General features: G+C 37.9%; 12 protein-coding genes. 7 read left to right on the top strand and 5 right to left on the bottom strand.

The window, feature by feature from the left end:
• Window positions 1-49 precede the first annotated feature (49 nt).
• Window positions 50-1,969 (top strand): BglG family transcription antiterminator, encoded by a 1,920-nt coding sequence (locus DX933_RS13185; protein ID WP_123316912.1) that lies wholly within the window; start codon window positions 50-52, stop codon window positions 1,967-1,969.
• Window positions 1,970-1,989: 20 nt separating this feature from the next.
• Entirely contained in the window at window positions 1,990-2,838 is an 849-nt protein-coding gene (locus DX933_RS13180) for a YitT family protein (protein WP_123316911.1), read from the top strand.
• A 107-nt stretch (window positions 2,839-2,945) separates the two neighbouring features.
• Here DX933_RS13180 and ahpF read toward each other — a convergent pair whose 3' ends face one another.
• The 4 genes from ahpF to DX933_RS18495 form a co-directional block, all read right to left on the bottom strand.
• The gene (gene ahpF, locus DX933_RS13175) at window positions 2,946-4,502 is read right to left on the bottom strand and encodes an alkyl hydroperoxide reductase subunit F (protein ID WP_123316910.1); all 1,557 of its coding nucleotides are present in this window, start codon (window positions 4,500-4,502) and stop codon (window positions 2,946-2,948) included.
• Between the two features lie 12 nt (window positions 4,503-4,514).
• Complete coding sequence (ahpC, locus tag DX933_RS13170; protein WP_123316909.1) at window positions 4,515-5,084, bottom strand: alkyl hydroperoxide reductase subunit C; 570 nt, start codon at window positions 5,082-5,084, stop codon at window positions 4,515-4,517.
• 455 nt (window positions 5,085-5,539) lie between these two features.
• Window positions 5,540-5,746, bottom strand: coding sequence for a transcription initiation factor TFIIIB (locus tag DX933_RS13165; protein WP_123316908.1), 207 nt, complete (start codon window positions 5,744-5,746; stop codon window positions 5,540-5,542).
• Window positions 5,747-5,772: 26 nt separating this feature from the next.
• The gene (locus DX933_RS18495) at window positions 5,773-5,937 is read right to left on the bottom strand and encodes a hypothetical protein (protein WP_190279522.1); all 165 of its coding nucleotides are present in this window, start codon (window positions 5,935-5,937) and stop codon (window positions 5,773-5,775) included.
• A 151-nt stretch (window positions 5,938-6,088) separates the two neighbouring features.
• On the opposite strand from DX933_RS18495, the gene DX933_RS13160 reads away from it, so the two are divergent.
• Complete coding sequence (locus tag DX933_RS13160; protein WP_123316907.1) at window positions 6,089-6,586, top strand: LURP-one-related/scramblase family protein; 498 nt, start codon at window positions 6,089-6,091, stop codon at window positions 6,584-6,586.
• A 46-nt stretch (window positions 6,587-6,632) separates the two neighbouring features.
• Here the strand turns inward: DX933_RS13160 and DX933_RS13155 are convergent, their stop codons facing one another.
• Entirely contained in the window at window positions 6,633-7,190 is a 558-nt protein-coding gene (locus tag DX933_RS13155; RefSeq protein ID WP_123316906.1) for a DUF3221 domain-containing protein, read from the bottom strand.
• Between the two features lie 140 nt (window positions 7,191-7,330).
• On the opposite strand from DX933_RS13155, the gene DX933_RS13150 reads away from it, so the two are divergent.
• From DX933_RS13150 to DX933_RS13135, 4 genes are all read left to right on the top strand, one after another.
• Window positions 7,331-8,167 carry an alpha/beta fold hydrolase gene (locus tag DX933_RS13150; protein ID WP_123316905.1) on the top strand — a complete coding sequence of 279 codons (837 nt, stop codon included), beginning with the start codon at window positions 7,331-7,333 and terminating at the stop codon, window positions 8,165-8,167.
• 151 nt (window positions 8,168-8,318) lie between these two features.
• The gene (locus tag DX933_RS13145; RefSeq protein ID WP_123316904.1) at window positions 8,319-11,483 is read left to right on the top strand and encodes a DEAD/DEAH box helicase; all 3,165 of its coding nucleotides are present in this window, start codon (window positions 8,319-8,321) and stop codon (window positions 11,481-11,483) included.
• A gap of 531 nt (window positions 11,484-12,014) precedes the next feature.
• Window positions 12,015-12,701, top strand: a complete 687-nt coding sequence (locus DX933_RS13140) for a response regulator transcription factor (protein WP_123316903.1) — start codon at window positions 12,015-12,017, stop codon at window positions 12,699-12,701.
• Complete coding sequence (locus tag DX933_RS13135; RefSeq protein ID WP_123316902.1) at window positions 12,688-14,760, top strand: sensor histidine kinase; 2,073 nt, start codon at window positions 12,688-12,690, stop codon at window positions 14,758-14,760. Before DX933_RS13140 ends, DX933_RS13135 begins: the two co-directional genes overlap by 14 nt.
• Window positions 14,761-14,821: the final 61 nt, after the last annotated feature.

The following is a 14,821-nucleotide window of genomic DNA, read 5'->3' as shown; positions in this document are numbered from 1 at the left end:
AGATAAATTCTGTACATTAGATGTTGGTTCATTTATTGGAGGGCTAATTATGATGGATTTGAATAGAAGACAATTAATTATTTTAAATGAGTTATTTAATCAAAAGGTTATTACGTCTTTAAATCTGTCTTTAGCGGCTGATACATCGGTTCGCACCGTAAAAAGTGATATTGCTTATTTACGAAAGAAATTAGATAGACATGGAATCGGAATAAATTCCAGCCCAAATAAAGGTTACTCCTTAAACTATCATGATAGCTCCTCCAAAGAATACCTTTCAGAATTTTTCTCGCAAATTGACATGAAGCGATTGCATCTATTTAAACGCAATAACTATGAACGTGTTTTTTATATTTTAAGGACTCTATTATTGAGTAACAATTATATAAAACTGGATGATTTGGCAAATGAAATGTTTGTAAGTCGATCAACCTTAAACGGAGATATGCCAGAGGTAAAAAGGATCCTTGACAATTATCAGCTTCAAATTGAGTCTAAAGCAAATTACGGTATTATTATTCGAGGAGAAGAATTAAATAAACGAGTTTGTATTGCAGAACATTTCTTTCATAATAAAACAACTGTTGAAAATAGTAAGGGAATTGATTTAGAGGTATATGATTTAAATCGGGCAATCATTCCTATCATTGAAGAGCAACTGCGTATAATTTGTGATCAAAATCAAATTATTTTATCTGATTTCTCCCTGAAAAATATTGCTATTCACGTCTTGATTTCTATTTTTAGAAGCAAGTCTGCCCAGTTTGTGGAAACGCCGAAGGAATATAGAGAAGGGATAAAAACGGATTACCCTAATATTTATTCAGCCAGTATGAAGTTGTGTCATGTCTTAAATTCGGTTTTCAATACAGGGCTAAATGATGGTGATGCTGTCTATATTTGTATGCATCTAGAAGGAAAACAAATTCTACAAAATAAAGAGACGAATGATAATAAATTAGCCGAAGTGAATGATGTTTTGACAGAAGTTTATGCAGAGATTAAGAATAATTTTGATATCGATATTTCACTTGATCCGATTCTGAATGAATATCTTGCGCTACATCTTTTGCAAATGATACGACGAATTAAAAATCGTATGGTTCTGCGTAATCCAGTTGTTCACGAAAATCTTCAAAAATACTTATTTGCTACAAAAGTTGCTATTTCAGCAACAAAAGTGATTGAAGATCACTATGATATTAAAATAAATTTAGATGAGTTTGGCTACCTTGTACTTTATTTCAATGTTGCGCTACGGAATTTAAGAAAAAAGGAAAGAAAAACAATTTGTCTTGTGAGTGGGCGTGGACGGGCTGAAACAATTATGTATATCAATGAATTGGAAGATAACTTTCCCGAAGAGTCTTTTAAATTGATTAACTTTGATTCCATAGATGATGCAATTGAACATATTCGTGAAATTGATGTACTTGTATCATCGTACGAGGTAAAGATATCCCGTCCAATACCCCAAGTGTCTATTGAAAAGGGAAATTATATTAATAACATTTGGAAAATCATTAACAAGGTCGATCTTAACGATTTAGATGTAGATAAATATTTTAAACCCGAACATATGAATTTTGAGCTGGAAGGAGATAGCCAACAGGAGATCTTACAGCAAGTTGTGGTTGACTTAAAGAAACAAAATATCATTGAACAAGACGTTAATGTTGAAGTTCCGTTTGTTTCCCATGAAATTGGTAATAATATCGTTCATCTCCAAGACCTTCAGAAAATATGTCGGAAACCTGTCTGCTATATAGCGGTGCTAAAATCTCCAATTATTTGGGAAAAAGATATTATTAAAGTGCTGTTTCTTATTAAAACCAAAAAAGATGGAGATCATAATTTGAATATACTTTGTGATATGTTTTCAAATTGGACTAGAGATAGGCAGATGGTCAACAGATTAATTAATCATAAAAGTTTTCAATTATTTATGGAGGATATTCAAAATTATTAATGAAAAGAAATAAGGTATGAATCATGAAAAAAACAATAATTGATTTATTTTTAATAGGAGTTGGAGGACTGGTTTTCTCCATCGGTGTAAATTTTTTTATCATCCCCAATTCGCTTTCTGAAGGAGGAATCCTGGGCCTTACTGTAATAGCTCATTATTTATTTGGCTGGTCAACTGGATTAATTAATCTCGTTTTAAACTTATCCTTAATAATTGTTGGTTATAAATTTTTTGAACGAAAAATTATGCTTTATACGTTATTTTCTGTGTTCACTTCCTCTTTATTTTTGCATATCACGGAAAGTAATCGGTGGATGTTAACAGAAGATACGTTGCTTTCTGCGGTATTTGCTGGGCTAATTATCGGGATTGGTCTTGGATTAATATTTCGTGCTGGTGGGACGAATGGAGGAACAACAGTACTTGCCCAGATAGCTAATGAATGCTTAGGGCTCAGTATAGGAAAGTCCATGCTTTTAATTGATATCATTATAGTGCTAGGTTCTGTTTTTGTGATTGGGATAGACAAGGGAATGTATACTATTGTTTCAGTTTATATTGGTGCAAAGGTTATCGACTTTTTTGTTGAGGGAATGGATGAAAAAGTGGCAGTATTTATCATGTCAAATTCTGCAGACGAAATTGCCAATAATATATTGCACAGTATGGCACGGGGTATCACAATACTTGATGGTTATGGAGGATACACCGGTGATAATAAAAAGGTTCTTTACATTGTTATTAGTAGAACTGAATTTGTTCGACTAAAAAAGCTGATTAAGGAAATTGATTCACAGGCATATGTGACTATTCATCAGGTTCATGAGGTAATTAGAAAAGGATATAAAGCTTCCATAGCTGAAAAATAAACAGCACTACTCGAAGATGTATATAGATACTATTGAAATTGGTTCACCGATTTCAACCTCACCATAATCAAAGAAGCCACCTCAAAAGGTGGCTTCTGTTATGTTTGTTATGCTTTTACTGGTTCGAATGCGTCTGCGTTTCGAACGAGGTAGTCGAATGCGCTTAAGGATGCGGTTGCTCCAGCGCCCATGGAAATAATGATTTGCTTATAGGCTACATCTGTACAATCGCCTGCTGCAAATACACCTGGGACGTTTGTTGCGCCTCTTTTGTCGACCATGATTTCGCCGAATTTATTACGTTCGACGGCATCGCCTAACCAGTCCGTGTTTGGTACAAGACCGATTTGAACGAATACACCTTCCAGCTCAATGTGCTGCTCTTTGCCGGTGTCGCGTTCGATATACGAAATGCCGTTGACGCTGTCAGTTCCGGTGATTTCTTTTGTTTGTGCATTTTTGATTACGGTAACGTTCGGTAGCTTGTAAAGGCGTTCCTGTAATACAGAATCTGCTTTTAGTTCATCTAAGAATTCAAGAACAGTTACATGCTTTACAATTCCAGCTAGATCAATAGCTGCTTCGATACCGGAGTTACCGCCGCCAATAACTGCGACGTGTTTGCCTTCAAATAATGGTCCATCACAATGCGGGCAGTAGGCAACGCCTTTGTTTTTAAACTCTGCCTCACCGGGAACGCCGATATTACGCCAGCGTGCACCAGTTGCGAGGATGACGGATTTACTTTTCAGCACGGCACCGTTTTCTAATTCTATTTCAACTAGGTTTTTCTTTTCTAAGCGTGTTGCACGTTGTAAATCCATGACATCTATATCATATTCATTTACATGTGCTTCCAGATTTGCTGCAAGCTTTGGTCCTTCTGTGCGCTTTACGCTGATGAAGTTTTCAATTGCAGCTGTATCCAGGATTTGACCACCAAAGCGTTCCGCAACAATACCTGTACGGATCCCTTTACGAGCGGAATAAATAGCTGCACTTGCTGCACCAGGTCCGCCACCAACAACAAGCACGTCGAATGGATCTTTGTTTTCAAACTCAGATGCATCTTGTGTGCTGCCCATTTTGGCAAGGATTTCTTTAATGGTCATTCTGCCGCCGCCAAACTCTTCTCCATTAAGGAAAACAGTTGGTACAGCCATGATTTTTTTGCTTTCTACTTCCTCTTTGAAGACAGCACCGTCAATCATGGTATGTGTCACATTCGGGTTCAGTACGCACATCATGTTCAATGCTTGTACGACCTCTGGACAGTTTTGGCAGCTTAGGCTGATATAGGATTCAAAATGGTAAGTGCCTTTCAGGTTTTTAACCTGTTCAACAACAGATTCTTCCACCTTTGGAGCACGTCCACTTACTTGCAATAGTGCTAGTACTAGGGAAGTAAACTCATGACCTAGTGGAATACCAGCAAAAACGATGCCTGTATCCTCGCCAGGACGGTTTACACAAAAACTTGGTGTTTTGTCCAGTTTTGCTTCTTCTACCTTAATACGATTGGACATGTCTGCAATCTCATTTACGAGCGCTACCATATCGCGGGAAGTATCGTCTGAACCTGCATGTACGCCAAGAACGACGTCACCTTCCATCATTTCAAGGTATTGTGCTAACTGTGCTTTTAAATCTGCTTCTAGTATCATTGGGTGCACTCCTTAAATTTTACCTACAAGGTCAAGGCTAGGTTTCAATGTTTCAGAACCCTCTTCCCATTTAGCTGGGCAAACTTCGCCTGGATTGTTACGTACATATTGTGCAGCTTTGATTTTCTTAATCAATGTGCTTGCATCACGACCGATTCCATCTGCATTGATTTCAGCAGCTTGTACAACACCATCTGGATCGATAATGAAAGTACCACGTTGTGCAAGACCAGCTTCCTCATCCAATACGTCAAAGTTGCGAGAAATAGTTTGAGATGGGTCGCCAATCATAATATATTCTAATTTGCCAATGGCATCTGAATGATCATGCCAAGCTTTATGTGTGAAATGTGTATCTGTTGATACAGAGTAAACTTCAACACCAAGCTCTTTCAATGCTGCGTATTGGCTTTGAAGATCTTCAAGCTCTGTAGGGCATACGAAAGTAAAGTCTGCTGGGTAAAAGCAAACGATGCTCCACTGGCCTTTTAGATTTTCATCTGTTACATCGATGAATTCTCCGTTTCCGCTATTGTAAGCAGATGCTTTAAATGGTTCTACCTGTTTTCCGATAAGTGACATAATAAAAAACCTCCTGATGATATTTTTTGCATAAGAATGAAGCAATAATAGTTTATAGCATTATTATTGCTTAACTATATTAATTCTAATCACATATTAATTATTATCGAGAAGATATTATTTGTCAAACGATTGGATATTGCAAATGAAGTAGTTTTTAATATGAAATATGATGGCGTAGGGGTTCGTGCTTGTTATGTTCTGTCTAGAGCGGAATGTGAAAAGTTTGTGACATGCGCACATGTTCTCAATTATTCATGAAAATTCCTAATTATGTAATAAATAAAGGGGAATAGTATGAGAGGAGCAATGAAGCTTTTATATGATTTTTATACAAGGAATGCATTCATTGTAGCATGAACAGAAGGTGCGTCCAACTGATGTGAATTGAAGGATTGGGTGCACAAAAAATGACCGGTTATGCACCCGGGAAAGTCTCTGTCCAAGCCGCGTTATTAGTACATCGTTCCTTTAAACTTTTCGGGCTTTGTAACGTATCCTTCAATAATATACCCACATTGGGTGCAAATAATGTACTCTATTGGTGACCCCATGCTTATTTTATTTTTAGTGGACATCACGCTGTAGCCACTTTGTTTCCCTTTTCCAAGCTCGGTTTCCCCGCATTTTGGGCAAGCTTCGACTGAACTATATATTGCCATCCAATCACTCCTTCGCTTGTAGTTGATTATGTGCGTTGTTTCGTTTTCACACGGACAATTTCAATATCGGCTCCATAGGTTTGCCGTGTTATTTTTCTCGCATGAATAGGGGTTTTTGCGATAACTTCCTTCATTTGCTTGGTGCCTTCTTGTTTAATCTCTACAAGAAAGCACTTTGAACCGCACATCATGTTGATACCCCATTTCTATCTATTCTGCTTTAAATTATACCGTGAGAAACATTCATGTTCCACCGATTGTATGTTTTTTCAGTCTATTTATGAAATGGTTAAACCATTGTGTCTCCTTTTGTAATATACTAGGATAAAAGGGGGCGCGGAAATGATCGAACTATTTATGAAGCAGAAGGTTTTCAGTTTGGGTGGTAAATTCACTGTGAAAAATGCGATGGAGCAGGATGCCTATTATGTGGAGGGCAGCTTCATGCAAATACCGAAAACATATGACATCATGAATGCAGCCCGGGATACGGTGGCCACTATTACGAAAAAGACGTTTAGTTTTTTGCCGAAATTTTTTGTTGAAGTGGATGGGCGAGAGGTACTTACGATTAAAAAGGAACTTTCCTTTTTTAAAGCGCGCTATACAATTGATGCGGCAGGTGTTGAAGTACGCGGCAATTGGTGGGACATGAATTTCCAGGTCGTGAAGCAAGGCGAGGTCATCGCCCAGGTGGATAAAGCATGGTTCTCATGGGGCGATAGCTATAAAATTCAAATTTTTGATGAAGCGGTGGAACATATTATCTTGGCGCTCGTGATTGCCATTGATTGTGCGAAGGCGGATGATGCAGCCGCTACATCAGCGACAATGACATAAGATAAGAAGAGGCGAACCCTTGTGACGGAAAACGTTGGAAGGGTTCTTATTTGTCATTGATATAAATGATACTTTCCTGATCATCCGCATCGTCCTGCATGAGGTGCTTTATGGTAACCTCCCACGTGTCTGATTCATAAAGAATCGATGTCACGGTTGGTATTCCTTCGTCTATTTTCAATTGCTGCAATGCTTGCTGCAAAGCGTCAGCTTCTGTTAAATGTGCGCCGGCGGGCTTCGGTTCTTCAATGAGCATGTATTTACCACCAGCTGCCTGAGCGGGGTAGGATTCTGCCACTGCGCTGAACCACATTTTTATTTTTTGTCCCGTCTGGATGGTCTTTGGCATATGAGAAACCCAGATCGCATTATGAAATTCAGCTACACCACCTGTCGCACGAAAGTCTTCTGGTTCGTGACTCACAACTAAAATCCTTTCATCTTGTTTATCCATGACATAGCCGTAAATATCAGGTTTGCCGAGTTTTTCTTCCATTTGATGATCTATTTCAGTCACTTGGTCACCGGAAGAATTATTCATGCCACATCCGGAAAGGAAGCTGGCAAGTAGCAATATGATAATCAGCTGAAAGGCTTTTTTCATCGTTACAATCCTCCTAAGGAATCCCTATTTGCTTATTAGACGTCGTGTACGCAACAAAGGTTTCCTATTTCACAATGGTTTTATAAGAAAATAGTATAATGGATGAAGATGGAATTGAAAAAATAGGAGGGGTCTTAAAAATGTGGCGTCAGCGTTTCATTGATACAGACAGAGGGACATTTGAATTATTTGAAGCAGGGCAAGGGGAACCATTAGCAGTGACACATCTGTATAGCGAATTTAATGAGCAAGGAAATACATTTGCCAACCCATTTACAAAATTTTATCGGGTGTATTTAATTAATCTTCGGGCATGCGGAAATTCCGTAAAAGCAGAACATGAGCATGCATATAGCATGGAGGCTTCGGTGCAGGATTTGGAAGCAATTAGGAATGCTTTAGGACTGGAAAAATGGGGCTTTGCTGGTCACTCGACAGGCGGGATGCTGGCGCTGAAATATGCCATTCTTCATCCCGAAGCATTAACCAAAATCATAGCAGGCGGAGCGGCTGCCAGTGCTGCATATGGTGCTGACCCGGACAGTATATATTGCCCACAAAATAAACATTTTGCACGAAGTATAACGATTATGGATAAGCTAAATGACCTAGATACGCCAATAGAAACTCGGCGCCAACTAAATTATGAATGGGCACGGATGTCCTATTACGATGTAGAAAAGCTAAAAGAATCCCTAAAACAACCAAATAGTGGAAAAACTGTTGGCGATCGCCTGGACTACTTTCGAAAAATAGAATGCGCTACATACGATCTCCGCGACGAATTACCGGATGTGAACGTACCAAGCTATATCTATGGCGGAAAACATGACGCACAATGCCCATACAAATTTGGTGTGGAAATCGCCAATCTTATACCAACCGCAACCCTAACAACTTTTGAAAAAAGCAACCACAACCCATTTACAGAGGAAGCAGATAAGTTTTTGAAATTTGTGGAAGGAACGATGGGGTGACCTGCTGGTTTCAAAATATAATCACTTTGTTTAATTTTTTGCTATGTAATAGTTTTCATTATATATTGAGAATAGCAGACTTAGCGTCCATACGATACCATTTATTTGTGTATGTTAATGCTTATAATGGAGGCAGAATGGGGGAGTGGAGTTGCTAAAACCAGGCATTTATGAAGATATTATTAATAAACAGATGAAACAGGAGCTTTTATCTTTTGTTGATGATACATATTTGGTTGAAAAAGGAAACTTGGATGTGGAAGAGGCACGTAAAATCTTATCTTCTTATATTTCCAATGTAACTAGAAAAGCATTAAATTATGTTCGTGATAGTGAAAAAGACGATAAAGAAGCGTTATTAAGACAAATTATGACTTGTAACCGAATTATTACAATGTTAAGCGATGAATTGGATGAAGATGAATTCTCAAAACTGGAAATAGATGAATCGGGGGAGGTATTACAGGCAATTCAGGAAAAACTTAATAAGGTACATAGTATTCAAAAGAAGAAAGCGATTAGACCTGTTACCTCCATTGCGGAAAGTACGTTGTTTACTGGATCCGCACAAGAGCCAAATATGTTAAATGAGCTTAAAAAAGAAATTATTTCATCAAATGAAATTGATTTCTTAGTTTCTTTTGTAAAGTGGAGTGGCATACGATGTATTATACAGGAACTGGAAACATTCACTCAAAATGGAGGGAAATTACGAATAATAACAACCTCGTACATGGAAGCAACGGACTTTAAGGCTGTATTAGAGCTTAGCAAACTAGCAAATACACAGGTCAAAATTTCCTATGATGTAGACCGGACACGTCTTCATGCGAAAGCATATATGTTTAAGCGCGAAACAGGTTTTACAACAGCATATATTGGATCATCTAATTTGTCTAACCCTGCTTTAACATCAGGATTAGAATGGAATTTGAAGATTAGTGAAAAGGATTCGTTTGATGTTGTAAAGAAATTTGAAGCAACTTTTGAAAGCTATTGGAATGACAATGAATTTAAGCAGTTTGATGGAGAAAGTGAATCAGACAAGCAAATGCTTCAAATTGCACTAAAGAAGAAAAAACCAGAGGGTGAAGATAGTTTTCATTTTAATTTTGAAATCCGGCCTTATTATTACCAAAAAGAAATGTTGGAGAATTTGCAGGTGGAAAGAGAAGTTTTTGGTCGGAATAAAAATCTGCTTGTGGCGGCAACTGGTGTTGGGAAAACGGTAATATCTGCTTTTGACTATCAAAGGTTTTTGACAACCCATAAGGAACATACTGCAAGATTGTTATTTGTGGCCCACCGTGAAGAAATTTTGAATCAAAGCCGGGATACATTTCGTGCTATTTTAAAGGACTTTAATTTTGGTGATATGCTCGTTGGCGATTATCAGCCTGATTCGTTTGAACATTTATTTGTTAGTATCCAAAGCTTTAATAGTAAAAAATTATATGAAAAAATTGAGATGGACTTTTATGATTTTATTATTGTGGATGAGTTCCATCATGCCGCAGCCAATTCCTATAAAAAGCTGTTGAACCATTTTAAACCACAAATTTTATTAGGGTTAACTGCAACGCCTGAACGGATGGATGGACAGGATATCACCAAATACTTTGATGGGAAAATTGCTTCCGAAATGAGACTAACAGAAGCAGTTAATCGTAAACTATTAAGTCCATTTCAATACTTTTGCGTAAGTGACACAGTGGACCTTACTACTTTGAAATGGAGTAGAAGAGGATATGATACGTCTGAATTAGAAAATATCTACACAAATAATACAAGACGCAGCCAGCAAATAGTTTCCAGCCTATATAAATACGTGTCAGATATCGCTGAAGTGAAAGGATTAGGGTTTTGTGTTGGGGTAGCCCACTCCAAATATATGGCTGCATATTTTAATAAAAGAGGAATTCCTTCTGTTGCGTTACACGGAAATTCGGATAAAGCGACACGTGCATCTGCGCAAGAGCAATTAAAAAAAGGTGAGATTCAATTCATCTTTGTAGCAGATTTATTTAACGAAGGTGTCGATATACCGGATGTAAATACAATACTTTTTCTCCGCCCAACGGAAAGCTTAACGATATTTCTACAACAATTGGGACGTGGTCTACGAATTGCAGAAGGAAAAGAATGCTTAACGGTATTAGATTTTATTGGTGCTGCCCATAAGAATTATAATTTTGAAGAGAAGTTTCGTGCTTTGGTGGGTCAAACAAAGCATTCTATTAAGCATTATGTAGAGGATGGCTTTTCAAATTTGCCTAAAGGGAGCTTTATTCAGCTTGAAAAGCAAGCAAAGGCATATGTTTTGCGAAATATTCAGTCCACATCGAATACAAAGGCAAATCTTTTGAATAAAATGAAGTACTTCAGTCATGACACTGGGCTAGAATTAACATTTGAAAACTTTCTAAATCACTATCATTTATCAGTATATGACTTTTATGGAAAAGGTGGCAATCGCACCTTCCAACGAATGCTCGTTGATATTGGAATAGAAGATGCATTTAGCTGTGAAAATGAAGTGCAAATTATGAAACGCCTACCGAAACTATTTCACTTAAATTCTCAAAAACTATTAAAATTCTTTATCCATTACGTAAAGATGGAAGGCAATATTCAGGTGAAAAATGAGGAAGAAAGACTGATGCTCAATATGTTGTATTACAGTTTTTATCAACACCCACCTGAAAAGGAAGGATTTGGGTCTGTCCAAGCGGCATTGGCTGCAGTGCTGCAGACACCACAAATGTGCCAAGAAATACACGACATCCTTGTATTTAAATATCATTCGATTACATCGATGGAGTTGGAAAATGATTTCGATTTTACAACTCCATTAACGGTGCATTCAACCTATTCCAAAGACCAGATCATGGCCGCATTTGGTTATTACAATGAAGAAAAGTGTCCACAATTTCGGGAGGGTGCGAAGTATTTTAAAGACCAAAATGTAGATGTGTTTTTTACTACACTTAATAAGTCTGAAAAGGATTTTTCCCCTTCCACTTTATATGAAGATTATGCAATAAATGAAACATTATTTCATTGGCAATCCCAAAGTACATTGACATTACGGAGCCCAACAGCAAATAGATACATCAATCACAGAAAGATGGGAAGTAAGATTGCTCTATTTGTAAGAGAATATAAAAGGGAAAACGGATATACTTCACCATTTACATTTATGGGAACCTGTGATTATGTAAGTCATTCCGGTGAAAAGCCGATTAGTTTCATTTGGGAACTGAAAGAAGAAATGCCACCTGGTTTTGTAGCTAAAGCGAATAAAAATGTTGTTTAACGGGTAAATCATTAATGTATAAATGAAACCATCTCACTAACCCTTCCGTACAACAGTTAAGATAGCAAAAGACGATAACTTGCCATTTGCACGATCCGGAACGTTACGTTTGGAGGTGTAAGCAATGTTGGAAATCTTAGTCTTAATTGGTAGCATATGTAGTGCGATTGCAGTAGGATTTGGTATGCAATATTGGAACAAAGAAGATGAGAAGGATTTGGAATAATTACAGACAAATCAACCTACACTCCGAAGTTAGAATGAAAATCTAACTTCGGAGTGTTTTTTTATCCCCCACCTTAATAATTTCTTAATAATTTCATCCACTAATTGCTAAGATTTATCGTTTAATATAAATAGCAGTGGTAGGCAGTTGTTGGTGTATGGACCATGTTGCGGAGCCGGCGTTTGCAAGCTGTGGCCATTACACTGTTTACTGCGAATTAGAATTTGTTGTCCCGATTTTTGAACAACCTATGGGATGGATTTATAATGGGATAAGATATTCAATTCCCAAAGGAGAGAGCGCTCATGAATATATTGGTTTGTGATGATGATAAAGAAATTGTTGATGCGATTGAAATCTACTTGGTAAATGAGGGCTATACCGTTTTTAAGGCGTATAACGGTATGGAGGCGATTGAGGTCATTGATCATCAGCAAATTCATTTAATTATCATGGATATTATGATGCCAAAAATGGATGGGAAAAGGGCAACGATGAGGATTAGGGAAGAAAATAATATTCCGTTAATCATGCTCTCGGCTAAATCGGAGGATTATGATAAGATATTGGGATTGAATTTAGGAGCGGATGATTATATTACGAAGCCGTTTAATCCGTTGGAGCTTATGGCGCGTGTGAAGTCGCAGCTGAGACGGTATACAACGTTGGGTAGCATGGAGCTGCGCAGCAATGTATTTCAAACGGGCGGTCTTATGATTGAAGATGACAGTAAACGTGTCACGGTGGATGGAGAGGATATTCATCTGACACCTGTGCAATATAAAATTTTACGGTTACTGACAGCGAATGCTGGGCGGGTATTTTCTATTGAAGAGATTTATGAAAAGGTTTGGAAAGAGCCAGCCTTTAATCCGGAAAACACGGTGACCGTACATATTCGAAAAATAAGGGAAAAGATTGAAATAAATCCGAAAGAGCCCACCTATTTAAAGGTGGTGTGGGGAGTGGGGTATAAAGTTGAAAAAATTTAGCCATTCTATCGTATTGAAATGTATTGCATTTGTGGTGTTGATTGCTTATTTTACCCTCATTATACAAACGATTGTTCATGTGGAGGAAGAAAACAAAGGCGATTATGAAATCGTTTTACAGGATAATTACTTCCATGGTACGGATTTCATGCATGAAAGTGGGTTTCTCGTAGATGATCTTGTTGAACTGTTACAGGTTTATAAAAGTGAGGAACATATATTAGATGGCGGCACACTGAACAAGGATGAGTATCGTTTCCAATTAAATGAATTATATGATGAATATTTGGATTTGGCCGATTTAGAGTATATGGAAGATCCTGAACAGGATGAAGCATTTACGAAGCAGTATAAGGATGAAATTGCTCACATCAAGGAAAGTATGATTCAAAGCGACTTGAGCACATTTCACTCGCTTCAGAATCGTATCGAGCAGACAACTTCAGGCAAGTTTTTTTATGCGAGCAATGGTAAAGAAACCTTTAGTAATAGTAAGTTGAAGGATAAAAAACAGTTTAAAGAATTTCCTGCGTATTTGATATTTGAAGGGCAAAGGAGAGATGTTTTTCCAAGTGAAATAGATGATGATGGTTATATGTATTGGGTGGATGGCAATCTAAGCAATGGTGCACCGAAGGACCAGGTCATTTATTTGGCTTTTACCCAGGACTTTTTGGATCAGCATATATTCGAGTGGAAGGAGCATAAGGCGGAGGTAACCAACGTTGTTTATCGTTTGCTTGCCTATGCAGCGGTGGGTTTGTTTGCCTTCATCTATTTGATCGTGGTAAGTGGCAGGAAGCCAGAGGATAAAGCGATTCATCTTCATCCTATTGATCGGTTATTTGTAGATGTCAATATTCTCTTATGTATTAGCTTGTCTGTGTTTTGGTTCTTTTTATTTGATATGGTCTATTTTCAAATGTCTACCAAATGGGCAGCGCCAATCACTGTTCCATTGACCGCAGCGGTGGCCATCCTCCTCTTTTCTTTGATTCGTCATTTGAAAAATGGAACTTGGTATAAGCATACGTTGATTTATCAAGTGGTTGGTCATTTGTTCCGGTTTATTGGAGAAGTTTACAAAAGTGGTAATGTAGGGGTGAAGACGGTAATTCTCGTCATTGTTTATCCACTGCTGATTGCGGCAACGTTCTTTATTTTTCCTATTACGATTGGAGCGGCTGCTTGGTTTACGTTGAAGAAGGTGAAGGAATTCAATGCGATTCAAACAGGGGTTGCTCGTATTAAGGAAGGGGAGCTTCGTCACCAAATTGCTGTTGAGGGAAACGGGGAGTTTGCAACCCTTGCAACCAATATTAATAGCATTGCAGATGGTCTCCAGCATGCGGTTGATGGTGAATTGAAGAGTGAGCGACTAAAGACAGAGCTGATTACGAATGTATCACATGATATTCGTACACCATTAACGTCAATTATTACGTATGTGGATTTATTAAAGCAGGAGACAGACCCTGAGAAGATGAAGGGCTATATTGAGATTCTTGATCAGAAATCAAAGCGGCTGAAGTATTTAACAGATGATTTATTTGAAGCTGCCAAAGCGACTAGCGGTAATATTCCTGTCGCGCTCGAACAAATTGATCTGGCGTCATTAGTTACACAGGGACTCGGAGAAGTAAGTGAAAAAATGGCTGAAAAACATCTGGAGTTTCGTTTCCAGCCTCCGAAGCAGAAGATTTTTATTAAAGCGGATGGGAAACTATTATGGCGTTCGATTGAAAATGTGTTGTCCAATATATATAAATATGCACTGGAAGGCTCTCGTGTCTATATTGAAATAACGGAAGTAGAAAAGGATGTTTTGCTCACGTTCAAAAATATCTCTGCTTATGAGCTGAATATTTCAGCGGATGAACTGATGGAGCGCTTCAAAAGAGGCGATGAATCGAGAACGAGCCAGGGTAGCGGCTTGGGATTATCCATTGCCAGAAGCTTAATTGATATGCAGCGGGGTAGGTTTATGATTGATATCGATGGGGATTTGTTCAAATCGATGATCTATATGCCAAAGGCTGAAGTGGATGAAGAAAATTAATAGAAAGAGGTAGCTACGATTCACGGGTAGTTACCTTTTTTTGTTTTGGGAAGTTTTTTTA

The sequence above is a fragment of the Ornithinibacillus gellani genome, assembly GCF_003730295.1.
GTDB classification, from domain to species: Bacteria; Bacillota; Bacilli; order Bacillales; family Amphibacillaceae; genus Ornithinibacillus_A; species Ornithinibacillus_A gellani.
This window is presented reverse-complemented; position numbering and strand designations above follow the sequence as displayed.